We start from the raw sequence: 23,810 nt of genomic DNA, 5'->3' as shown, positions 1-23,810 counted from the left end.
ATGCTACAATACTAACAGAACGTTACCATTGGAGGTAGAGATGACAATTCATGAACAGCTTACGCAACAGTACGAGGCGTACCTTGCGGAAAATGCGAAGTTCACAGAGAAAGGCGTAAAAGTTTCTGCGGCAAGGGCGCGCAAGGCCCTGGCGGAAATCGCGAAGCTCTGCAAAGAGCGCAGAAAAGAAATCCAGGACGCGAAGGAAGTTGAGAAGTAACGTTTCGCACCGGGAAGAGAGGAAGGCAACCAGATCGGTTGCCTTTTTCTTTATGCGGGGCCCAACAGCCGCATCATCGTCTCGGCATTGATCGTTGCTTTCCCTTGGGGATGATTGTTGAAAAACAGATGTACTTTCTTCACCTTCCCCCCGATCTCCTGGATGGGAGGAAGCATGGCGGAGAGTTCCGTATCGGAATAGAGGTAATCATACCGTTCACTCCCTGATCCCGCATACCAGGTGGATGCATTACGGCCATGGAAGCGTACGTATCCAACGCCTCCGGTCGCCACAGGGACCAACTGGGGCAAGCCGTCCAATGGGGGGAGATCACTGACGCAGAGGCCTACGTCGCGTTGATTCAGTCCATCATAGACACGCGGCCGCATCCATGCCACATCACGGAATTCCACCACAGCGGGAAAACCGGGAAACTGGGAGAGCAAATTCGCGAGATACACCCGGTTGTCCGGGGTGTAGTGGAACCGTTGGGGAAACTGGAACAGGAGCGCGGATAATTGTCCGGACTGGGCAAGCGGCTCAACCGCCGACCGAAACAACGCGGCATCCCCTTTCCAGTCCCCCACTTGGTGGGTGAATGTCTGGGGCGCCTTCAACGAAAAGAGCAACGAACCGCCGCTCTTATCCCTCAGTGAGGCGCAGAACGAGGAAGTCGGCATCCGGTAAAACGTGCTGTCGACCTCAACGGTGGGGAACTTCGTGGCGTAGTACGCCAGGAAGTCCTCGCTCTTCAGGCGCTCAGGATAGAACACCCCACGCCATTGGGAGTAGGCATACCCGCAGGTACCGACCAGATATCCCATAGGCCGGATCGGTTCAGGCCAGGCTGTTCAGCAGTTTGAGGTGTTCGTCCGCTTTGGCGATCTTTTCCTCAAACTCCGCCTTTTTGCCCTGCTCCTTGTCGATGGCTTCCTGTTTGGCATGTTCCATGAACTGCGGGTTGGAAAGCTTCTTCATCGTCTGGGCGAGCAACTGCTGGTTCTTCTCCCGTTCCGCGGCAAGTTTCTCGATCTCCTTGGGGACGTCGATGGCCTGGCGGACAAACAGATACGAAGCGTAACCGGTTCCGGCGACGGGGAACGTCCCGGACACATCCACCGATCCATCCGTATCAATGACCAACTCGCTGGCATTGACAAACGTTGCGATCAAGGCTTCTTCCTCACGGAAGAAATCGGTAGCGGCGAACCCGGCATCCGGCTTGATCACCACACGCACTTTCTTGTCCACCGGAATGGACAGCTCATTGCGCGCGGCACGGATGGCGGCGACCGCCTCCTGGCCACGGCTGACCAGAAGCGCTTCCTCAGGATGATTACGGTTCTCATCGCAGACGGGATAGCGCTGGGTGATCAGATGCCCGGTGGAACCGGGAAGCTTGTCATAGATTTCCTCCGTGACGAAACTGACGAACGGATGCATCAGCTTGAGGGATTCGGAGAGCAGATCCAACAGGAGCGTGACGGTCCGGTTCTTTTCCTGGGGATCTGCGCTGTACAAACCCTGCTTGCTGTACTCCACGTACCAGTCGCAGAAATCATTCCAGAAGAAATCGTAGCACCCTTGGGCCGCGTCATTGAACCGATACGCGGCGACAGCCTCGGTGACGTTCTTCACCGCCTGGTTGAGTTTGTGGTAGATCCACTTGTCCATGGTGCGGAGCTGGATGGTCTTCACATCAAGCATTTCCGTCCCATCAAGGTTCATCAGCAGGAAACGGGACGCGTTCCAGATCTTGTTGGCGAACCGGGAGCCCAGATTGAAGCTTTCCATATCAATCTTGATGTCCTGTCCCTGGGTCGCCATATAGGCCAAGGTGAACTTCATCGCGTCCGCGCCGAAGCGGTTGACCACTTCGATGGGATCGATGCCGTTGCCCAGGCTCTTGGACATCTTCCGGCCCTGCTTGTCACGCACCAGGCCGGTGACGTAGATGTCATGGAAGGGTACCTGCCCCATGAACTCAAGACTTGCCATGATCATCCGGGATATCCAGAAGAAGATGATGTCGTAGGCGGAGACCAGTGTATCCGTCGGGAAGAACTTCTCCAGATCCGGTGTTTTGTCCGGCCATCCCAGCGTTGAGAACGGCCAGAGCCAGGATGAGAACCAGGTGTCCAGCACTTCGTTGTCCTGCTCGATCTGGTGGGAATGGCACTTCGGGCATTCCGTCGGATCGGTGCGGGAGACGATCATCTCACCGCAATCCTTGCAGTACCAGACCGGGATGCGGTGTCCCCACCACAACTGACGGGAAATGCACCAGTCATGAATATTCTCAAGCCAGTGGCTGTAGGTGTTTTCCCACCGTTTGGGATAGAAGTTGATCTCCCCGCGCTTCCAGGCGTCCAACGCCTTCTGCGCCATGCCGTCCATCTTGACGAACCACTGCTTGGACAGGTACGGCTCCACCACCGTATGGCAACGATAGCAGGTGCCGACATCGTGCTGATGGGGTGTTTCCTTGATCAAAAGTCCAAGCTCCTTCAGGTCCTGCACGACCAGTTTGCGGGCTTCCACCGCCGGAATGTTGCGATACTTCTCCGGGCAGTTGTCGTTCAGCGTGCCGTCCGGATTGAGGACGTTGATCGCATCCAGACCGTGGCGCTTGCCACACTGGTAGTCGTTGGGGTCGTGGGCCGGGGTGATCTTCACCATACCGGTTCCGAAACTCATGTCGACGAACGCGTCGGCGATGATGGGAATCTCACGGTCCGTCAGCGGCAGGCGGAGTTTCTTCCCCACCACAGCCTTGTACCGCTCGTCATCCGGATGCACCGCAACGGCGGTATCACCGAACATCGTCTCCGGACGGGTCGTCGCCACGGTGATGAACCCAGAGCCATCGGCATAAGGATACTTGATGTCCCACATGCTGCCCTGCATCGACTGGTATTCCACCTCGTCGTCAGCCAACGCCGTCTGGCAGTGCGGGCAGTAGTTGATCAAATACTCGCCTTTGTAGATCAGGCCACGCTCATACAATGTGACGAACGCCTCACGCACGGCGCGGGACAGCCCCTCGTCCATGGTAAACCGCTCGCGACTCCAGTCACAGCTGCAACCAATCACCTCCAGCTGGTGGGTGATGATGTCATGGTGCTTTTCCTTGACGGCCCAGGTCCGCTTGAGAAACTCCTCACGGCCGATATCCTGACGCCGAAGGCCTTCCTTGGCCAACATCCGTTCGACGATGTTCTGCGTGGCGATGCCGGCATGGTCCGTTCCCGGCACCCACAGGGTGCTGCGGCCGGTCATCCGGTAGTAACGGATCAGAATGTCCTGGAGTGAGTTGTTCAGCCCATGCCCCATGTGGAGGATTCCGGTGACGTTGGGAGGAGGCATGACGATGGTGTACGGCTTACCGACACTCTCGTCGCTGGGACGGAACAAACCGTCCTGTTTCCAATCCTGATAAATCCTCGACTCAAATTCTTTTGGGTCATAGGCTTTCGCCAATTCAATCGACTTCACTCCAATGCCTCCCCGTGAATGCACTCATCCTATCAAAATCGGGCGGCATCTGCAACTACGGCCGGGAACACAGCCGGGCAAGCGAGGTGGAGAACGGAGCTCTGGCGATTCCTTTTTCCGTGACGAATGCCGTGACCAGGTCATGGTCCGTCACATCAAAACTGGGGTTGTACACTTTGATCCCTTCCGGCGCCATCCGGTGCTGGTACCACATCGTGGTGACCTCCTCCGCCGGCCGTTGCTCAATGGGAATCTTCGTTCCATCCGGTGTGGCCAGGTCAATCGTCGACGTGGGGGCGCAGCAGTAGAACGGGATGCCATAGCGTTTGGCGGCCAACGCCACCATGGAGGTGCCGATCTTGTTGGCGAAATCCCCGTTGGCCGCCACACGGTCACAGCCGACGAACACCGCGTTGATCTTCCCTTCCCGCATGGCACTGGCCGACATGTTGTCGCATTCCAGCGTCACGTCAAGACCGGCGGCGTGAAGTTCAAACGCCGTCAGCCGCGCGCCCTGAAGCAGAGGCCGGGTCTCATCGGCGTAGATGTGCAGGTGCATTCCCCGTTCCGCGCCCAGATACATCGGCGCGGTGGCCGTCCCGTATTTCACCGTGGCCAAGCGGCCGGCGTTGCAGTGGGTCAACAGGCCGTCGCCGTCCTTGATCAACGTCAGACCGTACTCACCGATGGCGTGACAGACGGCGATATCCTCTTGCCTGATGCGCACGCATTCCTGATGGAGGATTTCCTTGATCACCCCCACCGGCTTTTCCTTGTTCGCGAGGCAGACGCGATGCATCCGCTCCAACGCCCAGGAAAGGTTGACCGCCGTCGGCCGGGCGCTTTTCAGATATTCCTTTTCTTTGACGAACAAACGGTAAAAACCTTCAAAATCGTTCCCCTGAATAGTCCTTTGGTGACCACCCACAACCCGATGGCCGCTGCAACTCCGATGGCAGGCGCCCCGCGGACTTGCAGCAGATAAATGGCGTTCCAAATATCCTTGGCGTTGGAAAGCGAGAGGAACGTGACCTCTCCCGGAAGTTTGGTTTGATCGCAGATCAGAAGCGTGCCGGACGCTTCATCCAGCGTGACGGTTTCAAAATTGGTGATGTCCATGCTCCCCATCATAGTCCCGGGAGGATGGAAGATGCAACAAAAAAGACGGCTTCCGCCGCCTACACCAGAACGATCATCTCCCTTACTGCTGGATCGGCTGCACCGCCTTGACTTCCAGCTTCACCGCATATCCTTTGGAATCCAGATACTGGACGATCTGCTCCAATGAATAATCATCCAGCGTTTTCTGCTTTACGTCAGAAACCTGACGGACGTTGGCGCTGTCCACCGGCGCGGCGACGCCGGGGAGAATCTCTTCCGTCTGTTTGCTGTTTGTCCCGAACAGCACGAACGCGCCAATGAACACGATGACGAACGCCGCGGCGCTGGTCAAAAGCGCCGGCACAAGACGTACCTGTACCCGACGGGCGAACAAACGGATCTTTTTGTTGCCAAACCGGTTTTTCTCAAAATAGGAAAGCACCTTTTCCTGGCGCCCCTGGATTTCCTCTTCCGTCAACGACGCGCTCTGCATCGTATGGTCAAGGGCCTTCAGTTGTTCGAGTCTCCCCCTGCAGGCGTTGCAATACCCAAGGTGTTGCTCCACCTGCGTTCTCCATGGCTCCTGCAGTTCCCCATCCAAATAGGTGTTCAACAATTCGTCATCCACGCACATGCTCTCACTCCTGTTTGGGTCTCAAGGCTTCCTCCAGCAGTTTCCGTGCCCGGTACACCCTGACCTTCACATTACTCTCGGAAATATGCAACGTGGCCGCAATCCCCTTGTAATCCATATCAGTGTATTCCTTCATCACGATGACCAGCCGGAACTTTTCCGGCAACCCCGCGATGGCTTCCTGGACCTCTCTGCGGGTCTCCTTCTCCACCAACGCCTGGGCTCCGTCCTTGGAACTGGAAGTATCGGGGAACTTCTTCAGTTTCTCCACCATTCCCAGCTCCCTGGCCTTCCGTTTCACCTGGTTGATCGCCAGGTTCTTCGCGACGCGGATCAGCCAATACTTGGCTTCCTCTTCGCTGGGGAAGGACATCGCCTTGTCGAAATACCTGATGAACGCTTCCTGACAGATTTCCTCGGCGAGATCCTGGTTGTTGGTGATGTGGTACACCACCTTGAGCAACATGGGGAAAACGCGCGTATACACCTGTATGAAATCCGATTCATCGTTGCTTTTAATTTCCATACTATCTAACAATCACCCGTCCCAATGGTTACAACCGCTTGCGAACAAGCACCGGTCCCTGACTGGTGTCCTTGACTTCATACCCCATTTCGTCCAGCTGGGCACGGATGGCGTCCGCCTTTCCCCAGTCCTTTGCTTTCTTTGCCTCGGTACGGGCGGCGAGCAAGGCAAGCGCGTCCTTGTCCTCAACCGGCGCGTCCTCTTGACGCTTCGTCACCTTGTCCAGCTCCAAGCCGAACACCTTGTTGAAATCCATCGCCAAACTGTACCGCTCGTCCACAGAGAGCGTGTCGTTCTTCAACACACCCCACAGGTCCGCCAAGGCGCGCGGACTGTTCAGATCATTGGTGATGTGGTCGGCGAACTCTTTCTGCGCAGCTTTTCCCGCTTCGCTCTGGATGGGAACAAGCTTCGCCCCGGAGGAGAGCAGGTCGCTGATGCGCGAAACGATCCCCAGCCGGGCTTCCCTGGCGCTGTCCAGCGACGGGAAACTGAACTTCAGCTGGGAGCGGTAATGGCCACCCAGGCAGAAATACCGGTAATCCATCGGATCGTACCCTTTGTCCTCAAGCACGCTCAACGTAAGGAACTCACCGTTTGACTTGCTCATCTTGCCGCGGTCATCCAGCAGGAACTCGCCATGCATCCAGTAATCGACCCATTTCTTTCCCGTCGCTGCCTCGCTCTGGGCGATCTCATTGGTGTGGTGCACCGGGATGGCGTCAATGCCGCCGCAGTGGATGTCAAAATGCTCGCCCAAATACTTCATGCTCATCGCCGAGCACTCGATGTGCCAGCCGGGGAAGCCACGGCCCCACGGGGAATCCCACATCATCGCCTGTTCCCCAAACTTGCTCTTGGTGAACCAGAGCACGAAATCCTTGGGATTCTTCTTGTTTCCGTCGACGAACACATCCTCACGGGACGCGTCCTGCAGTTCATCCAGCTTCAGCCTTGCCAGCTTGCCGTAATCGGGGATGGAGGAGATGTCAAAGTAGACATTGCCTCCGGAAACGTAGGTATGTCCGCCCTTCTCCAGCCGTTGGATCAAGGCGATCATGTCCTTGATATGGTCCGTCGCCTTGCAGACGACATCAGGACGGATGATGCTCAGCGCGTCGTAATCCTTGAAAAACGCCTTGGTATAGAAATCAGCGATCTCCCAGACCGTCTTGCCCGTCTTGTGGGCCATCTTCTCGATCTTGTCCTCGCCTTCATCGCCGTCACCGGTCAAGTGTCCGACATCGGTGATGTTCATCACGTGCCGCACCTGGTAACCGGCGTATTCCAAGGTACGCTTCAGCAGGTCCTCGAACAGGAACGTGCGCAAATTTCCGATATGGGCATAGTTGTACACCGTAGGACCACAGGTATACATCCCCACTGAACCTGGGTTGATCGGCTGAAACAGCTCAATGCTGCGACTCATCGTATTATACACATGCACATCCATGGGGGACTCCTTCGATTGCCCAAGCTTCCGCAAGGGAATACAATATGGGCATCATGGCTACCAATGTACCTTCTCAGAATGAAAAAATCAACCTTGAGCGGATGGTGACGGAACATCTGGACCTGACGCGGTATTCCACTATGCACCTGCACACGACGGCCCGCTATGGCGCGTTTCCCACCACGCTGGAGGAGCTCCGCGCCCTGCTTTCCTGGGCTTCCACCGAGCGTCTTCCTGTCACGGTAATCGGAGGCGGGTCCAATTCCCTGTTCAGCGACCGTGGTATTGACGGACTTGTGATCATCACCACCGGCATGAACCACTTCCACATCAACGGGGAGATGTTCTGCGTACGGTGCGGAATGAATTTGGAGAGCGCCATTGACCACGCTTCCGAGGCGGGCCTGGCAGGTCTGGAAATGCTGGGAGGCATCCCCGGTACGGTGGGAGGCGCCATCTGGGGGAACTCCGGGGTGTCCACCATCCGGGTTTCCTCCTGCCTGTACTACGTCGATTATCTGACGATGGATGGCAAACTGCATCGGATGCAGGTGCACAATGACGATTTCTCCTACCGATACAGCCCGTTCATGGAGATGCCCCAGACCATTCTGTTCGAAGCCGCGTTCCGGCTCACGCCCACCCGACAAACCGCCCAACTGAGGATCATCAAAGAAGGGACGAAAGCCCGACGCAGGGAACAGCACCAGTTCGATTGGCCCAGCGTCGGCTGCATCTTCAAGAACCCGCCTGACGTTTCCGCGGGCGCGCTGCTTGACCAGGCGGGAATGAAAGGGAAACGGATCGGAGGCGCGATGGTCAGCCCGTACCACGCCAACTTCATCGTCAATCCCGAAGGGAACGCAACAGGCCAGGACATCTGGGAACTGGCACGGCAAGGACGGGAAGCGGTGGAAAAGAACACCGGCATCCATCTGGAATTCGAAGTCAATTTTCTCGGCCAGTGGTAAACCTGACGGTAAGCTCAGGACGATACCCCCATCGTTTCTTGATGGTTATCCTCCAGAGTCCACGGGAGGCGGAAAGGTTCCATTCCACCCCATCGTCAGACCACGCGGCGGACAGAGAGCCAAGGGAAACGGAACACGTCCACCCGGAGAGTTCCCGCTTGGGTCGGAGCCCGATCTCCAGGCCGAGGCGGGTCGAAAACCGCCCGTTTCGGATGGTCACACGTGGCTGCAAAGAAGCCGAAAGGTTGGAAGCGCTGGTATAGCGGGCGACCGCGTCACTGGACAGACGGACAGACCACGGGTTTTGTTCCCACGTGCCGCTGACGGCGCTCTCCGCCCTCCACGCCCGGGATTGCCCGGCAAATAATGGCACCGGCCCCCAACGCTTGCCGATCCGGGCATCCAGGCGGACCTGTTTTCCCGTTCCGCCCAGCGAGAACGCGTACGCGACCGGCCACTCCTCCTCCCCTAGACGGAAGGAAACGGACAACGGCCCCGCAGAAAGTTCATGAACAAGGCGTACATATCGATGGGACCGGTATCCCCTGGCCATGGTCAGTTTGCTTTCCCCGACCACGGATGAAACCGAGAGGGCAAGCCCCGCGCCCAACGGTTCATCGTCAAGGGAAGGAATGGGGATCAAATCATCAGGGCCGGAGAAGGTTCGGTCCGGCCGATACCACCCGAACATCTCGGTCCCCAAACGGCCTTTCCGACCTCCCAAAGACAGATACAATAGGGAAGAACGGTCAAACAACGGCGTGAACAACGTCCCTTCCCAACCTTGTGAGGAAAGAAACCTCCACCCACGGGAAGTGCCGGTGATGGGGTTTTGGACATCCCTTCCATACCATACGCTGTACTGAGGAGCTACAAAGGAAAGTTCCAATGATGTGAAGGAAACCTGTTCGGGCGTGACGAACACCCCCAGATGACTTCCTTGGCGTGTGGATTCAATCCGGAGCGTCCGTGACCAGGGAGATGCCTCCAGCACCAACGCGCCGAGCGTTGGAACAGCCCAGAACCAAAGGATCACCAGCAATTTCCCCATACGACGGAATACCACCAAACGTTGCGGATTGGTGGATGGAAACCAAAACAAGGAGTGGCGTCGCGGTTCTTTTTTCCATATCTTCCCCCGGTTCCTTTGTTGATTTTAGGAGCAAACCGTGGTTAAATGAAAGCATCCTTCGGAAAATCAAAAACCCTTTGAGGAGTATTACAAATGGTAATTTTGTGCTTGAATTGTGGCAGTTCGTCTGCCAAATACCAAGTCTATGACTGGGACAACAAGGATGTCCTTGCCGTCGGCGTGGTCGAACGTATCGGATTGGATTATTCGACGATCGAGCAGAACGCGACCGGCAAACCTGTCTACCAGGCAAAATTCGTTTCCCCGACCCATAAGGAAGCGATTGAAATGATCATGAAGATGTTGTTGGACCCGACCTATGGGGTCATCAAAAGTCTGGACGAGATCGGAGCCGTCGGGCACCGCGTCCTGCATGGTGGCGAACTGTTCAAGAAATCCACGTTGGTCGATGACGCCGTCATCGAGAAGCTGAAGAGCGTGATCCCTCTCGGACCGCTGCACATGCCGGCCAACATCATGGGTATCGAGGCGGCGCGCAAAGCGATGCCCAACGTTCCCCAGGCGATCGTCATTGATACGGCTTGGCACCAGACCATGCCGCCGGAGTCGTTCATGTACGCCGTTCCGTACGACTGGTACACCAAATACAACGTGCGCCGCTACGGCTTCCATGGTACCAGCCACCTGTACTGCGCGAAGCGCGCCGCCGCGCTGTTGGGCAAGCAGAACAAAGACACCAATGTGATCATCTGCCACATCGGCAACGGAGCGTCCGTCTGCGCGGTGAAGGATGGCGTCTGCTATGATACCTCGATGGGGCTCACCCCGCTGGAAGGCCTGGTGATGGGAACCCGTTCCGGCGACCTTGATCCGGCAATCCTTCCGTACATCATGGAACGGACCGGCATGAGCGCCAAGGATATGGATACGGCGCTGAACAAGAAGAGCGGTTTGTTGGGCATCTGTGGCATGAGTGACCGTCGTGACGTGTTCACCGCCGCGGAGAACGGTGATGAGAAAGCGCAGCTTGCCATCAAGATGGAGTGCCATCGGCTGAAGAAGTACATCGGCGCCTATTTCGCCGAACTGGACGGAAACGTGGACGCCTTGGTGTTCACCGCCGGCGTCGGAGAGAACGCGTCCCACATCCGTCGCGGAGCCTGTGAAGGGCTGGAGAAGCTGGGCTTCAAGATTGACGAGGCGAAGAACGACGTGTGTCATTGCAAGAACGGAGAGTTCTGCATCAGCACGGACGACTCCCCCATCAAAATTTACGTCATTCCCACTGACGAGGAACTGGTGATCACCGAAGACGCCTACGCGTTGATGAAAGGCACCTACGACGTCCACACCAAATTCCACTACAGCTTTGAGGATCCGAATTACGTCAACAAGGGCCGGGCACGGAATCTTCCGGCCAACCTGAAGGCGCATCCCGAACTCAAACCGCTTCTGGTCTATCCTCCCCAAATGAAGGAAGAACTGAAGATCAAATAACGGCAAGCGGCCTTCGGGCCGCTTTTCTTTTCGTCGCTTGTCCTCACTTCCTGCCCGTGGTACGATAGGAACATGGATACGTTGCGTCTGTACCTTGTCGGCGATCACCCTCTTCTGCGGGAAATCGCGTCACTCGCCTTGTCTTGCGGCATGTCGGTCACCGCGGTGATCGCCCCGGGAACGCAGAATCCTTGGCCTTCATCCGTCACGGTGAGGAAGAAGACGGACATCCCGTCGTCCCTTTGTGATCCAGCCGCCCCTTTGGGCGCGTGTTGGGTGTTTTGGGACAATCCATGGGACATTACCACGTGGAACAGCTGGCTCATACGTACCCGTCCATCCTATGTCGGCGTCATCACCCCACCCGTTCCCCTTTGCAGTCTGCCCTGCCGGGTCTGTTGCCCGGCTGGTCTTTCCCTCGGAGCGGAAACAGATGCGTCTCGGACCGTGGCGATCCTCGCTGAAATACAGAAACAGATTCATCACACCTCAGGTCGTTCCCAAAGCCCGCTCTCGCCTCTGGTGATCGTCCGTGGCGCGGGAGACTTGGCCAGTGGCGTGATCATCCGTTTGGTACATGCCGGCTATCCTGTTCTTGCGTTGGAAGTGGCGCGCCCCACCGTCATCCGGCGTACCGTCAGTTTCGCCGAGGCAATGTTCCAGGGAGAGGTGACGATCGAAGGCATCACGGCGCGACGGATCCCGACATTGGATGATGTGACGGAAACCATCATCCGGGGGGAAGTGCCTGTTCTGGAAGACCCGGAAGGGAATGCCATTCGGCTCCTCCAGCCACAGGTGGTGGTGGATGCCATTCTTGCCAAACGCAACCTGGGGACGAAGATCTCCGACGCGCCGTTGGTCATCGCATTGGGGCCGGGGTTCACCGCGGGGGTGGACTGCCACGCCGTGGTCGAGACGATGCGTGGTCACAGTCTGGGACGCATCATCACCAGCGGAGGGGCGATTCCCAACACCGGAGTTCCCGGCATGGTGGGAGGGTTTGCCGAAGAGCGTGTAATCCACAGCCCGGCGGAAGGCATCTTCCAGGCAGTACCGGGTATGGAGATCGGAACATTGGTCTCCAAAGGGCAACCCATCGCCATGGTGGGCGATACGTTCGTGACCGCCACGCTGGACGGGATGGTCCGCGGACTCTTGCACAGCGGGTTGCACGTCCCCAAAGGATTCAAGATCGCAGACATTGATCCGCGCGACGCAAAGGCTGACTTCCATACGGCAAGCGACAAAGCCAAAGCCATCGCCGGCAGCGTGCTGGAACTGGTGGACCATCACCGCTGGTGATAGCCCTTGTCCACCATTTCATAGGCGGCCAGTTCGCGTACCGCTTCTTCGTCATAGGGGTACTCCCAGCACCCCAGCCGATGGATCATCTGGCCGCCGAACCCCCGTTTGAACCGGTACAGCCCATGCATCGGATGCTCGGGATTGTCATCCGGAGCCACGCCGAACAGGTCATAGGAACGGCAGCCAAAGTTCCGAGCAAGCTTCATCGCTTCCCACTGGAGCGCGTAGGTGCTCATGCTTTCCCGGTGGGTATCGGAACTCGCGCCGAACAGATAGGTCGCCCGCCTGTCGCTGTAGGTGAGAAACATCGCTGACAGCGGATTTCCATCCAGACTGGCCACCAGCAAGGTAAAACCGGCGTCATCATCCTTGGGACCGAAGAACGAGCGGAAGAACGAGATGTCATGCAGCGTGATGCCGTTTCTGTGGGCCGTCTCCTGGTACAACCGGTAGAAAACCGTCAAATCGTCCAATCCACCCTTCCGCACCTCAACGCCATGGCGCTCCGCCAGACGGATGTTGTACCGTGTCTTGGGATGCATTCGGGAAAGAATTTCGTCTTCCGAGCCACTCAGGTCGACCACCATCGTATCCGAGGGTAATTGGTCGGCGACGGACTTTCGTATTCGTTTGCCCGCCGTGTCCCAGTTCATGCGGATCTCCCACAGGCGTGGGTCCACCACATCACCATCCCATGGCCGTTGCCAGGGAAGATCATAACGGACAAGCAGGGTGTGGGGATCCAGTTTGTCCCGGAGCGCTTCGGAAAGTTCTTCCAAAAACGGTCCCATCGCCTGTTCGTTTGGCGTGATCAACGGGCCGTACGGCGCGTAGGCGATGGAAGACTCTCGGTTGACCGGAATGGTCAACAGCAGAATATCGTCCAATACATAAGCGGAGGAGTCCCCGCCTTCAATGGCGTCACGCCGCACCTTGATGTCAAAGGAGCGGGTTCCGAATCCTTGGTTCTGTTTGATTTGTGACCAGAAAAAACTCTGATGGACCAATGGGGTGTCATAGAGGAAAACGTCCGGTTTTTCCTCCACCTGCACGTACATGGCAAACCTCTCAAGCCGTTGTGGCACATTCACCATACCACGGAAAGTGGTTCGGGACAACCGAATCCTCTTTTCAAGAAAGGAAAGAATGAGTAGTTTAGGAAATGAGGTGTTACATGGCCAAAAAAGTACGTTTCTATCGTTGCCCGGTCTGCCACTCCGTCGTGGAGTTGATCGATGACGAGGGACAAAGCCTTACCTGCTGCGGACAGCAGATGGAATTGCTGCAACCACGGACGGAAGGGCCGGAAAGCGAGTTCCACCTGCCGGTCATCAAACGGCAGGATGGGGTGCTGTACATCAATGTCGGTCAGAAGATGCATCCGCAATCCCCTGACCATCATATCGCGTTCATCGTCCTGGTGACGAAACGCACGGTACGCAGAAGCGACATCAGCGCCAACGAGGCGCCGGCGACGCTGTTCAACGAAAAAGACCACGGAGATGTATATGTCTACTGTACCTGTGACGGACTGTGGAAAACCAGTTTCTAAACTACTGCTTGTCATCGACATGCAGAACGATTTCGTAACCGGCAGCCTGGGCAGCGCCGAAGCCAGGGCGATCATCCCGGCAATGGTCAAGCGGCTCTCCACTGCGGATTGCCCCGTCTGGTTCACCATGGATACCCATGGGAAGGACTATATGGACGATCCTGAGGCGCGGCACCTGCCCGTCCCCCACTGTGAAAAAGGAACAAACGGCTGGAAGATCATCCCGGAACTGGAATCCTTCGCCGCAAAGGCGCCACGCATTGAAAAACCGACGTTCGGCTCGGAGGAGCTTGCCAAACGGATTCAGGCGATGCCCGACCTCAAGGAAATCGAGATGATGGGCGTGTGCACCGACATCTGCGTGGTGAGCAACGCGTTGCTGCTCAGGGCGGTGCGGCCTGATCTGTACATTACCGTCGACAAAAACCTGTGCGCGGGAAGTTCACCGGCCAATCACCAGGCGGCTCTTGCCGTGATGCAAAGCTGTCACATCGACGTCGTCTGAAGCATTCTTGCGCCATTGGTGGTACGTGGGGGCATGGACCTTTCCGCCCTTGTCACCACCATCGCCCGGAATCAGTTTGGGATTCCTTCGCTTCGGCCGTACCAGCGTCTTGTCGTAGTCGATCTGTTGGAACGGATCCTCACGCCCCAATATCACCAGGGCGCATTGGTCATTCTTCCCACGGGATTCGGAAAAACCCTTTGTTTTTCCATTCCGGCGGTGGTGATGCCGGACCACATGCTGGTCATCTACCCGTTGCTTTCCCTGATGCACGACCAAATCCGCAGGTTTGCGGCGGATGGCATCCGTCACGTCGTCATTCGAGGCGGACAGACCAAAGCCCAGCGGGACTCAGTCTGGAACACATTGGATGAGGGAAAACCGACCGTCATCGTCACCAACGCGGAATGCGTCCAGCAACCAGGAATCCGCCGGCGTCTGTCCCGCTACCGTTTCAGCATGGCGGTCATCGACGAAGCCCATACCGTCTCCCAGTGGGGGACACGTTTTCGTCCCAGTTACGCCGATCTTGGTATCTTCCTGAAATTCCTTGACGTACGCCTTGTGGCGGCGTTCACCGCTACCGCGAGCGAGAGGATCGTAACGGACCTGAAGCAACTGCTGTTTTGCGGCTCCACTCCCCATGTGATCAGGGCAAGCGCCGACCGTGACAATATCAGCTATCACGTGGAACGCACCCTCTCCAAATCCCATACCATCCACCGTATCCTCTCCGTTCCTTTGTGGCGGCCAGCCGTGGTGTTCTGCCCTACCCGCGCGCTCTGTGAACAGTACGCGGCCCGCTTTTCCTCGCGTGAACGGAGCATCCCGGTACGGTACTACCACGCAGGCCTTGGAAGGGAAGGCCGCCAAGCATTGGAGAGATGGTTCGCAACCCGGGACGACGCCGTCCTTTTCTCCACCTGCGCGTTCGGCATGGGGGTGGACAAGAAAAACATCCGTACAGTGATCCATCTCTCTCCTCCCCACGACGTGGAAAGCTACCTGCAGGAAAGCGGGCGCGCAGGCAGGGACGGCCAACCGGCCAAGGCGTTCGTTCTGCTTGACCACACCGATTACCCTTCTCCTTTGGCCATGGTGTTCTCCCAGAAAGAGCGGTGCATCCGTTCCGCTCTTCTTTCCCTCATGGGCGAAGAGATTGATTCCTGCGGAGGATGTGATGTGTGCGACCATCGGCTGTTTCCCCTGCGCGATGGAGAACGTGAAATTCTCAGTGCGGTACGATCTACGCCTTTCTGGTTTACCCAAAGAAAACTGGCCGAAACGCTCACCCGCCCCGAGGCTGTCCTGTCCCAGTGGTCGGAACACGAGGCGTTCCAAGCGATCCATACACTCCTGACGGAAGGCAGGCTTTTCCGCCTGCGGGGACGTCTTGCCCCACGGTGGCGCGGCGCGGTATGGTGGCATCATGAGCGAGATCAGATACAATCCCCTGGACGAAAGCCCGGTGCGCTACCAGGATGGTTCTCCCATCCCTCGGATCCTCCAGGGAACAGCAAATCCCCTGCTGGCGCCGTTCAGTGATGACGATCCTCCATCCACCCGGACGGAGGGTCCGTACGGAATGCTCCATATCGTTCACAAGGCCATGGTGTACACCAAGATTCCAGCTCCCCAGGGATGGGACCAGACGGTGTGCGACCATCTGGCGCTTCTCGGGGATGGAACCGCCTGCTTCGTCCCGGGGTCGGAACTGGTATTGGTGGATGATGAGGGGACCAAGGATACGCTCTCAAGGGAACTTCAGGGAGAAGCGAACTATTTTGCTCTTCACACCACCCCGCTGTTGCTCGATTACGGCAGGTGGGAACGGGGAATGGGAACCAGAGTGGTCGTACAGAATGAAACCGCGACCGCTGTCGTACCGTACTGGGCATCCACCCCGTACGAAATGCTGGTCATTCCTACCCGTCGGACCTTCAGCGCGTTGGATGAGATGAGGCAGCAGGAAGAGGAACAGTTCATCGCCCTCTGCCGTCTCGCCGCCTCCCGGCTGGACGCGCTTGCCGGAGGACCGTCCCTTCGTCTGGAATGCCTGCACCAACACCATACAAATGGGCACATGGTGCATATGCATCTCATTCCCACCATCGAAAACCAGATGCATTTTCCCTTCGAGTATGGCATACTGTCGATGCACAGTTGCGTCATCTCGCCGGAAGCGGCGGCACGGGCGCTTCGGGAGGGAAGATATGGCGAATCTCAATGAGGTGAAGGAAGGTGCGCTCCATACAGCGTACCCCGCGTTGTACGGCAATGCGTATGACGCCAAGGAAATGGACCAGCGGATGATCCATCTGCTGTTGGAGCATGACCGTCTGTTCGGCGAGAAGAACGCTTCACTGTTCTCCACCGCCGGAAGGAGCGAACTGGGAGGAAACCACACCGACCACAACCTGGGCCAAGTTCTTGCCGCGACGATCAACCTGGATACCATTGGGGCGGCCAGCAAAAGTGATGACGGGAAAGTGGTTGTTGCCAGCGAAGGATTCCCCGTCGTCAAGGTGGACATCTCCGACCTCTCCGTCCATACGGATGAAAAGAACACCACCAACTCGCTGGTCCGTGGCATCGCCAAGGCGTTCCATGACCGGGGCGTCGCCATCGGGGGCTGGAAAGCCAATACGACGACCCGGGTGCTGAAAGGCTCCGGACTTTCCTCGTCGGCGGCCATCGAAGTGCTCTGCGCCACAATCTTCAACCATTTCTTCGCCCATGACGCCCTCTCCCCGTTGGAACTGGCCCAGATCGGTCAGTACGCCGAGAATGAGTACTTCGGAAAACCCTCCGGCTTGCTGGATCAGATCGGATGCGCCCATGGCGGCATCGTCGGCATTGATTTCAAGGACAAGAACCATCCGGTCATCACCCCGGTGAACATCAACTTCCAGGATTACGGCTATGATTTGATCGTCGTCGACACCCGCGGGGACCACGCCAATCTTACCGGCGAATACGCCGCCGTCCCAACGGAAATGCGTGCCGTAGCCGCCTGTTTTGGAAAACAGCAACTCAGGGAAGTCCCCTACGAGGATTTCCTTTCCCATATCGCAGAAGTGCGGGAAAAGGTGGACAATGACCGTGCCGTCCTTCGTGCCTACCATTTCTTCAATGACACCCAGCGGGTTTCCGATATGCTGGCAGCGCTTTCCCGCAAGGACATCCAGACCTATTTCCGTCTGGTCAACGAAAGCGGGGAGAGTTCGTTCTGTTTCCTGCAGAATGCCTATCCCATCAGCGACTGGAAGCATCAGGGCGTCCCGCTCGCCTTGGCGTTGTCCAAGGCCATCTTGGGCGGCAAAGGAGCCTGTCGTGTCCATGGAGGTGGCTTTGGCGGCACCATCCAGGCATACGTGCCGCACGATCTGCTCTCCACCTACTCCCAGCGCATGGAAGCGGTGTTCGGGAAAGGGTCCGTCACCGTGCTGGGAATCCGCAGCAGGAGCACCTGCGCAATCATTGACTGATATGTTTGACGAAAAAACCGCATTTATTCTGGAACGAAGGGAAGTGGCGCGTTTCATGGCGCGTCTGTACGAACGGGGGCTGACCACCGCCGGAGGGGGCAACATCAGCATGCGGCTTCCCGGCGGGCTGTTCTGCATCACCCCGACCTCGCTGGACAAAAGCAGGCTCCGCGCCGTGGAGATCGCCATCGTTACGCTGGAAGGGGAAAACCTGACACCAGACAACAAATTGAGCATCGAGACGGAAATGCACCGGAGGATCCTGTTGCAACGACCGGATATCAACGCCGTAGTGCACGCCCACCCGGTGTACGCCACCTCGTTCACCGCGTTGGACGGCAATGACGCCTCCTGCCCGATCGACACCCACATCACCGCCGAGGGCTATTACCTTCTTCGGAATCCGCTGGTCGTTCCCTACGCCAAGCAAGGCACGGTGGAGTTGGCGAAGAAGGTAGCCGAAGCAAGCGGCAAAGCGGATGTCCTTCTGTTGCAAAACCATGGCATCGTCACCGTGGCGGACACGTTGCTCCTGGCATTTGAGAAAATGGATGTCTTGGAGCGAGCGGCCCAGATGACGACCATCACCCGAGGCATGGAAGCAAAGGGGTTCACCTATCGTCCACTGACCGATGCCCAGCGCAACGAACTGGAATCCTGATCACACAAACAGTTCGTGGTAATCCGTCCCGATGTCCGTGTACTGGGTCGGTTTGTCCAACAGCCGTTGCAAGGCAGGGGGAACCGGAACAGGAGTGCCGATCAACGGTTCAACAATAGTGTTGAATTTGGCCGGGTGCGCCGTGGAAACGATGATCGTCGGATCGCTTGCGAACTTCGTCCTCCGCACATACTCCGCCGTCGCGGTGTGCGGACAGAGGATGTAGCCGCATTCCTGATACGTCGCCGTAATCGTTTCCTTGATCTCTTCATCACTGACGCTGGTTGCCGAAACCATCCGTTGGAACTGGTCGAAATCCGGGTAGAGGGACAGAAGCCGTTCCATGTTGCTCGGGGCCCCGACATCCATGGCGTTGGCAAGTGTCTGGACACTGGGATGCGGCTTGTAGATTCCGGTCTCAAGATAATCAACCATCGTTCTGTTGGCGTTGACCGCCAAGGAAATCCTCTGGATCGGAGCGCCCATCATGTGGGCCCAGTAGGCGCCGGTGCAGTTGCCGACGTTTCCGCTGGGCACGATGAAGATGGGTCGTTTCCCATAGGAAGCCTGGAACAGATACGCCGCGTAGGCGTAGTAGACGCTCTGGGGAAGCAGACGCCCCAGGTTGATGCTGTTGGCGCTGGAAAGCCCCCAGGAGGACAGGCTCTTGTCCATGAACGCCTGTTTGACCATCTTCTGACAGTCATCAAACGAGCCGTCCACCTCATAACTCTGGATGTTTCCGCCCCAACAGGTAAGCTGTTGCTTCTGCCGCTGGCTGACTCTCCCCTTGGGGAACAGCACCTTGACGGTGATGCCTTTCCTTCCGTAGAACGCCGCCGCGACGGCACCACCGGTATCCCCGCTGGTCGCCACCAGAATGGTCAGCTTCCGTCCATGTTTCTCCAAAAGCCGTTCCATCGAACAGGCAAGGAAACGGGCTCCGAAATCCTTGAACGCGCAGGTCGGTCCGTGGAACAGTTCCAGGACACACCGTTCATTGGCAAGCGGATGCAGAACGATGGGGAAATCGAACGCGTCCACGCAGATATCCGCCAGATCTCCTTGGAGGGCATCCCCTTGGAAAAATGGCGCAAGCATCTCATAGGCGAATTCCGGATAGCTGGAAATCTCCCCGACAGGGAGCGCCCGAAGCGTCGGGAACGACTCGGGCACATACAGGCCACCATCCTCCGCCAATCCCTGCAGGATCGCCTTGCTGGCGGTTACCGGTTTCGCTTGTTTTCGTGTGGAAATGAACTGCATGGTTGCCTCCTCAGATACGCGCGCCCAAATAGGCGCCGAGCCGGAGCAGATCGGAGAAGACGCCACCGGCGGTGACATCCCTCCCCGCTCCCGGTCCTTTGATGACCAACGGTTGCTCAAGATACCGGTCGGTGGAGAACAGGATCACGTTATCCGTACCGGTGGCCTGGGAGAACGGATGATCAAAGGGGTATTCCCTCAGGGAAGCCTGACACTGCCCTTGTTCATCAACGAACCCCACATACCGGAGCCGCATGCCCTTCTTCGCCGCCGCTTCGTACCGCTTCTTCATCGGCTCATCCAACAAGGAAAGATTCTTCATGAACACTTCCAGCGACATCCCGCGCATTTCCTTGGGGACAAGACTCTCGATGGGGATGTCCGTCACTTCGGTATGGAATCCCAGTTCCCTGGCAAGGATGACTGTCTTCCTGCCGACATCCATCCCGGACAGATCATCCCGGGGATCCGGCTCGGTGTATCCCAACTCCTTCGCCTTGCGCACCAGGTCTGAAAACGGTGTGGTGCCGTCATAGTTGTTGAACAACCATGCCAACGTGCCGCTGACAATTCCCTCGATGCGGTGTACCCGGTCGCCGGTCTGCACCAGATCCTTCAGCGTGCAGATCACAGGGAGCGCAGCCCCTACGGTGGTTTCATACAGGAATCTGCTTCCCGTCTTCACGCAGGTTTGGAAAATCTTGGCGTAATACGGATACGGGGCCGTCCCCGCCTTCTTGTTCGGCGTGATGACGTGGATGCCATGGGAAAGAAAGTTGACATACTCTTCGGCGATGGACGCGCTGGTTGTGCAGTCCACGATGGCGCTGTGCGGGAAGTACGTCACGCCGACATGGGTGACGAATTTATTCATGTCAAACGGTTCGGTGGCTTTGGCCAGTTCATCTCTCCAATGGTCAAGGTCAACCCCTTCGTCATTCAGCAGCATCCGCTTGGAATTGGCGATGGCGCGGATACGGATGTCCAGGCCGAACTGTTGGTTGAGCCGTTCCTTCTGCTGGGCGATCTGGTCAAGCAACGTTCCGCCGATGTTCCCTGGACCGATCAAGCCCACCGAAATAGCCTGCATGGACAGGAAGAATCCGGCGTGCAGGGCGCGGAGCGCGCGGGTGGAATCGTCGCTTTTAATGACGACGCTGATGTTGCTTTCACTGGATCCCTGGGCGATGGCGCGAATGTTGACCTTGGCCTTGGCAAGGGAGGAGAAGAACTTTCCGGCAATACCGATCTGGCTCTTCATCTCCTGGCCGACGGCGGCAAGGATGGCGCAATCCGATTCGCTTTCCACCTGGTGGATCTGTCCGCCCTCCAATTCCTTGGAGAACACCGTTCGGGCGGTACGGCAGGCAAGCTCCGCCTCACTGTCCATCACGGCAAAACAGATGGAATACTCACTGGACGCCTGGGTGATCAAAATGACGGAGATTCCCACTTCGCCCAGAGCGGTGAACAGCCGGCTGGCGATCAAGCGGACGCCGCTCATGCCGGCTCCTTCCACGTTGATCAACGCGATGTGGTGGATGATAGAGAAGCCTCGCACTCCTACCGGTGATTCTCCGCCATCCTGCCGGGTACTGACCACCGTCCCGGGGTTTTCTTCCTCGTACCAGGAGCGCAGGCATACGTCAATCCCTGCCTGCATGGCGGGCAGCAATGCGTGGGGATGGATGATGGGAGCGCCGAAGAACGACAGTTCCGTCGCTTCCACATAGGACAGATGGGTAATCACCTTGGCGGAAGGCACCTCATTGATGTCCGCGGTCCGGAGCAATCCTTTGGTGTTCCAGAATGTCACCCCGCTTGCTTCGAAAAGTGGGGCAAGCTGGGCTGTTTTCTCCTCAACGTCTTCCTGTGAGAGAATCCCATAGACGAACAACGCGCGCGTTTTCGTCACCGGATGGGCGACGACCTGGTCATAAGAAGCGATATCCGCGTCTCCACAGCCGGAAAGCACAAAATAATGGCAGATGATGTCCGCCATCCAGGAAGAGAGCAACTTGTCGACAAAGTTGACCGATCCGCTGGATACGTATCCGGTCAGCCAGATGGCCTTTAAAAGATCCTCGATATCAGAAAAGCCTTGCTTGATGCGTTGGGAAACCATCACGGCGCCGTCCCGATCCAGCAAGCTGTCTACCAAAGAGGACCATTCCTCACTGCGTTTTTCCAACGAGGACCAGAGTCGTTCATCATGGTTTTTGGCGCTTTCCAGAAGCGACCCCATCTCATAGTCCAGGGATCGCATTACAGACAACACGAACACGCAGTGTTGTTCCTTCCCTTCACGCACAATGCGGCACAGGCGGCCGCATCCCTCTTTGGACACCAACGCGGAACTTTCCACACTGTGAAGCCGGATATCCTTCACGATTCCCTCCAGGTTTTCGTTCTTGCCATGATACAAAAAAGAGCCCACGTGGGGCTCTTACAGCGTCGGGAAAAGGCAGGATCAGACGCGCTTTTCCACCAAGCCGCTGCGCAGGCAGCGGGTGCATACTTTCAGTGTCTTCGGCTTGCCGTCGACAAGGGCTTTCACCGTCACGAGATTGGGACGGAATTCACGCTTGCTGCAAACGCCGATGTGCTGACCGACACCACCCTTCTTCTTAGCCTGTCCCTTGTGGGTTACGATCTGTCCGAACTGAGTGCCTTTTCCACAAATATCACATCTCCGTGCCATAGTTATATCCACCTTATCCGAAACGTTTTCAACGAGGAGACACCATCGGCAGTTGCTTGAGCATGGAGCAATGAGCCACAGGTGACCCGTAACTTATGGAACCATAGCAGATAACAGGGGGTCGTGTAAAGACCGAAGCGCTAAAAATCTTCCCTCCCGAACCCTTTTGGAGTATGGTGAATGTCATGATGGAGAGATGGTGGGCGCTTCGGGTGCCCGAGGAATGCGCAAAACAGGTGAATCGCCTCCGGACCTGGCTGTTCCGGCACAGTGGAGAACCGACGACACGGGCGCTCCCCCCTGTGGTTCTGCTGGGAACGACGGGAAAAGAGGAACCCCCTTCCCTTGTTCCGGCTCCCCAGACGGGAATCATCGCGCCTTCTTCCGTCTTCACCCATGGCATGCTGGTCCTTCCCGTCACCGGGTTGGAAACAATGTATGGCGCTTTGGACATTGCCGATCCAATCTCCGGCATCTATCTCTGCTCGAAACAGGTGGACACAGAGAAGATTACGCTTCCGGCCATCACCGATTTCCGTCTGATGCGGCTGGAGATTTCCTGGGAGCCATGGAGGGTCACGTGGACGGTACGTTCCGAACGGCGTCTTTGGAAGGGCAAAGCGTAGCCAACGGACAGGTATCACAGGATGGCCGCTTGGCGTGGCATACCGTCCGTCCAAACAGGTTTGCCGTCATGGAGAAACGATACCATTTCTCCGGCTCCAGAACCGAACGGATTTCCCGTTCAACGATGGTGGGATCGGTGGAGTCCACCAAGCCCAAGCGTCGCACCACCCGGGCGAAATGGGTGTCCACGATGACCGCGGGCTGGCCCATAATGTCACCAAGATAACAATTCGCCGTCTTGCGCCCCACCCCGGGAAGCGCACAAAGCCCGGAAATATCCCTAGGGATGTCCTCGCCATCCAGCGCGTTGGCCAGGGCGATCAAATGCTTTGCCTTGGCACGGAAGAATCCCAGACGATGAATGACGCGTTCCACATCAGCGGGATCGGCGACGGCCAGGGAATGTCGGTCCGGAAACAACGTAAACAATTGTTTTGAGACTTCGTTGACCGCTTCATCGGTGGTCTGGGCGGACAACACCACCTGGCAGAGGAACCGGAAGGGATCCGTTTCCTTGAGAAAACGGATTTCCTTGGGACTGGTACGATCCAGAATGTCGTAGATGGTATGGATGACATCACGCATGCAACCATCGTATTACCTTGACGTCCGAAGCGCAAGCAAGGTATGATACTCCCGTTTCTCGGGGCGTTGCCTAGCGGCTATGGCGCTTGCTTTGGGTGCAAGATATCGAAGGTTCGAGTCCTTTCGC

The 23,810-nt window shown here is 57.2% G+C and carries 24 protein-coding genes; 11 read left to right on the top strand and 13 right to left on the bottom strand.

Translation table 11 applies throughout. The annotated features are described in order from the left end of the window. The first annotated feature begins 40 nt into the window (after window positions 1-40). Window positions 41-220: a hypothetical protein gene (locus tag LKE28_07730; protein MCH3908117.1), complete on the top strand. Its 180-nt coding sequence runs from the start codon at window positions 41-43 to the stop codon at window positions 218-220. Between the two features lie 50 nt (window positions 221-270). On the opposite strand, the gene LKE28_07725 is transcribed toward LKE28_07730, so the two are convergent. The 7 genes from LKE28_07725 to cysS form a co-directional block, all read right to left on the bottom strand. After that, window positions 271-1,044 (bottom strand): DUF72 domain-containing protein, encoded by a 774-nt coding sequence (locus tag LKE28_07725; GenBank protein ID MCH3908116.1) that lies wholly within the window; start codon window positions 1,042-1,044, stop codon window positions 271-273. Window positions 1,045-1,057: 13 nt separating this feature from the next. After that, window positions 1,058-3,715 (bottom strand): valine--tRNA ligase, encoded by a 2,658-nt coding sequence (locus LKE28_07720; GenBank protein MCH3908115.1) that lies wholly within the window; start codon window positions 3,713-3,715, stop codon window positions 1,058-1,060. Window positions 3,716-3,770: 55 nt separating this feature from the next. Then, complete coding sequence (gene mtnA, locus LKE28_07715) at window positions 3,771-4,643, bottom strand: S-methyl-5-thioribose-1-phosphate isomerase (protein ID MCH3908114.1); 873 nt, start codon at window positions 4,641-4,643, stop codon at window positions 3,771-3,773. After that, window positions 4,562-4,834, bottom strand: coding sequence for a hypothetical protein (locus LKE28_07710; GenBank protein MCH3908113.1), 273 nt, complete (start codon window positions 4,832-4,834; stop codon window positions 4,562-4,564). Before LKE28_07710 ends, mtnA begins: the two co-directional genes overlap by 82 nt. An 82-nt stretch (window positions 4,835-4,916) precedes the next feature. Continuing rightward, window positions 4,917-5,450 (bottom strand): zf-HC2 domain-containing protein, encoded by a 534-nt coding sequence (locus tag LKE28_07705; protein MCH3908112.1) that lies wholly within the window; start codon window positions 5,448-5,450, stop codon window positions 4,917-4,919. A gap of 4 nt (window positions 5,451-5,454) precedes the next feature. Further along, window positions 5,455-5,916 carry an RNA polymerase sigma factor gene (locus tag LKE28_07700; protein MCH3908111.1) on the bottom strand — a complete coding sequence of 154 codons (462 nt, stop codon included), beginning with the start codon at window positions 5,914-5,916 and terminating at the stop codon, window positions 5,455-5,457. A gap of 88 nt (window positions 5,917-6,004) precedes the next feature. Beyond that, window positions 6,005-7,429 (bottom strand): cysteine--tRNA ligase, encoded by a 1,425-nt coding sequence (gene cysS / locus LKE28_07695; GenBank protein MCH3908110.1) that lies wholly within the window; start codon window positions 7,427-7,429, stop codon window positions 6,005-6,007. Window positions 7,430-7,482: 53 nt separating this feature from the next. On the opposite strand from cysS, the gene murB reads away from it, so the two are divergent. Beyond that, entirely contained in the window at window positions 7,483-8,400 is a 918-nt protein-coding gene (gene murB / locus LKE28_07690; GenBank protein MCH3908109.1) for a UDP-N-acetylmuramate dehydrogenase, read from the top strand. On the opposite strand, the gene LKE28_07685 is transcribed toward murB, so the two are convergent. Further along, window positions 8,378-9,451 carry a hypothetical protein gene (locus LKE28_07685; protein MCH3908108.1) on the bottom strand — a complete coding sequence of 358 codons (1,074 nt, stop codon included), beginning with the start codon at window positions 9,449-9,451 and terminating at the stop codon, window positions 8,378-8,380. The genes murB and LKE28_07685 overlap by 23 nt on opposite strands. Before the next feature lie 174 nt (window positions 9,452-9,625). On the opposite strand from LKE28_07685, the gene LKE28_07680 reads away from it, so the two are divergent. Together LKE28_07680 and LKE28_07675 are read left to right on the top strand one after the other, a co-directional pair. Then, window positions 9,626-10,990: an acetate kinase gene (locus LKE28_07680; GenBank protein MCH3908107.1), complete on the top strand. Its 1,365-nt coding sequence runs from the start codon at window positions 9,626-9,628 to the stop codon at window positions 10,988-10,990. A gap of 72 nt (window positions 10,991-11,062) precedes the next feature. Then, entirely contained in the window at window positions 11,063-12,295 is a 1,233-nt protein-coding gene (locus tag LKE28_07675; GenBank protein ID MCH3908106.1) for an EF2563 family selenium-dependent molybdenum hydroxylase system protein, read from the top strand. Here the strand turns inward: LKE28_07675 and LKE28_07670 are convergent. Beyond that, complete coding sequence (locus LKE28_07670; protein MCH3908105.1) at window positions 12,283-13,356, bottom strand: peptidoglycan bridge formation glycyltransferase FemA/FemB family protein; 1,074 nt, start codon at window positions 13,354-13,356, stop codon at window positions 12,283-12,285. The two genes, LKE28_07675 and LKE28_07670, sit on opposite strands and share 13 nt — an antisense overlap. A gap of 116 nt (window positions 13,357-13,472) precedes the next feature. Here LKE28_07670 and LKE28_07665 point away from each other — a divergent pair, with 116 nt between their 5' ends. From LKE28_07665 to LKE28_07640, 6 genes are read left to right on the top strand one after another with little or no spacing between them, the layout of a single operon-like run. Continuing rightward, window positions 13,473-13,850 (top strand): desulfoferrodoxin, encoded by a 378-nt coding sequence (locus tag LKE28_07665; protein MCH3908104.1) that lies wholly within the window; start codon window positions 13,473-13,475, stop codon window positions 13,848-13,850. Continuing rightward, entirely contained in the window at window positions 13,807-14,355 is a 549-nt protein-coding gene (locus tag LKE28_07660; protein MCH3908103.1) for a cysteine hydrolase, read from the top strand. The genes LKE28_07665 and LKE28_07660 overlap by 44 nt, the downstream gene beginning before the upstream one ends. A gap of 33 nt (window positions 14,356-14,388) precedes the next feature. Beyond that, on the top strand, window positions 14,389-15,900 hold the full coding sequence (locus tag LKE28_07655; protein MCH3908102.1) for a RecQ family ATP-dependent DNA helicase: 1,512 nt from the start codon (window positions 14,389-14,391) through the stop codon (window positions 15,898-15,900). After that, on the top strand, window positions 15,785-16,585 hold the full coding sequence (locus LKE28_07650) for a hypothetical protein (GenBank protein MCH3908101.1): 801 nt from the start codon (window positions 15,785-15,787) through the stop codon (window positions 16,583-16,585). The genes LKE28_07655 and LKE28_07650 overlap by 116 nt, the downstream gene beginning before the upstream one ends. Then, a complete protein-coding gene (locus LKE28_07645) occupies window positions 16,569-17,843 on the top strand; it encodes a galactokinase (GenBank protein ID MCH3908100.1) in 1,275 nt (424 codons plus the stop codon). Before LKE28_07650 ends, LKE28_07645 begins: the two co-directional genes overlap by 17 nt. A gap of 1 nt (window position 17,844) precedes the next feature. Then, on the top strand, window positions 17,845-18,504 hold the full coding sequence (locus LKE28_07640; GenBank protein ID MCH3908099.1) for a class II aldolase/adducin family protein: 660 nt from the start codon (window positions 17,845-17,847) through the stop codon (window positions 18,502-18,504). Here LKE28_07640 and thrC read toward each other — a convergent pair whose 3' ends face one another. Genes thrC through rpmB form a run of 3 tightly spaced genes read right to left on the bottom strand, consistent with a single transcriptional unit; the run spans window position 18,505 to window position 22,471 of the window. Further along, window positions 18,505-19,770 carry a threonine synthase gene (thrC, locus tag LKE28_07635; GenBank protein MCH3908098.1) on the bottom strand — a complete coding sequence of 422 codons (1,266 nt, stop codon included), beginning with the start codon at window positions 19,768-19,770 and terminating at the stop codon, window positions 18,505-18,507. It abuts the gene before it with no gap. 10 nt (window positions 19,771-19,780) lie between these two features. Further along, entirely contained in the window at window positions 19,781-22,207 is a 2,427-nt protein-coding gene (gene thrA / locus LKE28_07630) for a bifunctional aspartate kinase/homoserine dehydrogenase I (protein MCH3908097.1), read from the bottom strand. Between the two features lie 33 nt (window positions 22,208-22,240). Beyond that, on the bottom strand, window positions 22,241-22,471 hold the full coding sequence (rpmB, locus tag LKE28_07625) for a 50S ribosomal protein L28 (protein ID MCH3908096.1): 231 nt from the start codon (window positions 22,469-22,471) through the stop codon (window positions 22,241-22,243). Window positions 22,472-22,656: 185 nt separating this feature from the next. Between rpmB and LKE28_07620 the strand changes: the two genes are divergently transcribed. Next, window positions 22,657-23,097 (top strand): hypothetical protein, encoded by a 441-nt coding sequence (locus LKE28_07620; protein ID MCH3908095.1) that lies wholly within the window; start codon window positions 22,657-22,659, stop codon window positions 23,095-23,097. Here LKE28_07620 and LKE28_07615 read toward each other — a convergent pair. Beyond that, a complete protein-coding gene (locus LKE28_07615) occupies window positions 23,048-23,683 on the bottom strand; it encodes an endonuclease III (GenBank protein MCH3908094.1) in 636 nt (211 codons plus the stop codon). The two genes, LKE28_07620 and LKE28_07615, sit on opposite strands and share 50 nt — an antisense overlap. Between the last annotated feature and the right edge of the window lie 127 nt (window positions 23,684-23,810).

This window comes from Sphaerochaeta sp., assembly GCA_022482495.1.
GTDB lineage: Bacteria > Spirochaetota > Spirochaetia > Sphaerochaetales > Sphaerochaetaceae > RUG023.
Note: the sequence above shows the minus strand (reverse complement) of the source record. Positions and strands in the feature narration are given on the sequence as shown.

Bases quoted from the DNA above. Each gene is read 5' to 3' on its own strand.
- LKE28_07730 (MCH3908117.1), top strand. From the start codon at position 41: ATGACAATTCATGAACAGCTTACGCAACAGTACGAGGCGTACCTTGCG.
- LKE28_07725 (MCH3908116.1), bottom strand. From the start codon at position 1,044: ATGGGATATCTGGTCGGTACCTGCGGGTATGCCTACTCCCAATGGCGT.
- LKE28_07710 (MCH3908113.1), bottom strand. From the start codon at position 4,834: ATGGACATCACCAATTTTGAAACCGTCACGCTGGATGAAGCGTCCGGC.
- LKE28_07705 (MCH3908112.1), bottom strand. From the start codon at position 5,450: ATGTGCGTGGATGACGAATTGTTGAACACCTATTTGGATGGGGAACTG.
- LKE28_07700 (MCH3908111.1), bottom strand. From the start codon at position 5,916: ATGTTGCTCAAGGTGGTGTACCACATCACCAACAACCAGGATCTCGCC.
- cysS (MCH3908110.1), bottom strand. From the start codon at position 7,429: ATGGATGTGCATGTGTATAATACGATGAGTCGCAGCATTGAGCTGTTT.
- murB (MCH3908109.1), top strand. From the start codon at position 7,483: ATGGCTACCAATGTACCTTCTCAGAATGAAAAAATCAACCTTGAGCGG.
- LKE28_07685 (MCH3908108.1), bottom strand. From the start codon at position 9,451: ATGGGGAAATTGCTGGTGATCCTTTGGTTCTGGGCTGTTCCAACGCTC.
- LKE28_07680 (MCH3908107.1), top strand. From the start codon at position 9,626: ATGGTAATTTTGTGCTTGAATTGTGGCAGTTCGTCTGCCAAATACCAA.
- LKE28_07675 (MCH3908106.1), top strand. From the start codon at position 11,063: ATGGATACGTTGCGTCTGTACCTTGTCGGCGATCACCCTCTTCTGCGG.
- LKE28_07670 (MCH3908105.1), bottom strand. From the start codon at position 13,356: ATGTACGTGCAGGTGGAGGAAAAACCGGACGTTTTCCTCTATGACACC.
- LKE28_07665 (MCH3908104.1), top strand. From the start codon at position 13,473: ATGGCCAAAAAAGTACGTTTCTATCGTTGCCCGGTCTGCCACTCCGTC.
- LKE28_07660 (MCH3908103.1), top strand. From the start codon at position 13,807: ATGTCTACTGTACCTGTGACGGACTGTGGAAAACCAGTTTCTAAACTA.
- LKE28_07655 (MCH3908102.1), top strand. From the start codon at position 14,389: ATGGACCTTTCCGCCCTTGTCACCACCATCGCCCGGAATCAGTTTGGG.
- LKE28_07650 (MCH3908101.1), top strand. From the start codon at position 15,785: ATGAGCGAGATCAGATACAATCCCCTGGACGAAAGCCCGGTGCGCTAC.
- LKE28_07645 (MCH3908100.1), top strand. From the start codon at position 16,569: ATGGCGAATCTCAATGAGGTGAAGGAAGGTGCGCTCCATACAGCGTAC.
- LKE28_07640 (MCH3908099.1), top strand. From the start codon at position 17,845: ATGTTTGACGAAAAAACCGCATTTATTCTGGAACGAAGGGAAGTGGCG.
- thrC (MCH3908098.1), bottom strand. From the start codon at position 19,770: ATGCAGTTCATTTCCACACGAAAACAAGCGAAACCGGTAACCGCCAGC.
- rpmB (MCH3908096.1), bottom strand. From the start codon at position 22,471: ATGGCACGGAGATGTGATATTTGTGGAAAAGGCACTCAGTTCGGACAG.
- LKE28_07620 (MCH3908095.1), top strand. From the start codon at position 22,657: ATGATGGAGAGATGGTGGGCGCTTCGGGTGCCCGAGGAATGCGCAAAA.
- LKE28_07615 (MCH3908094.1), bottom strand. From the start codon at position 23,683: ATGCGTGATGTCATCCATACCATCTACGACATTCTGGATCGTACCAGT.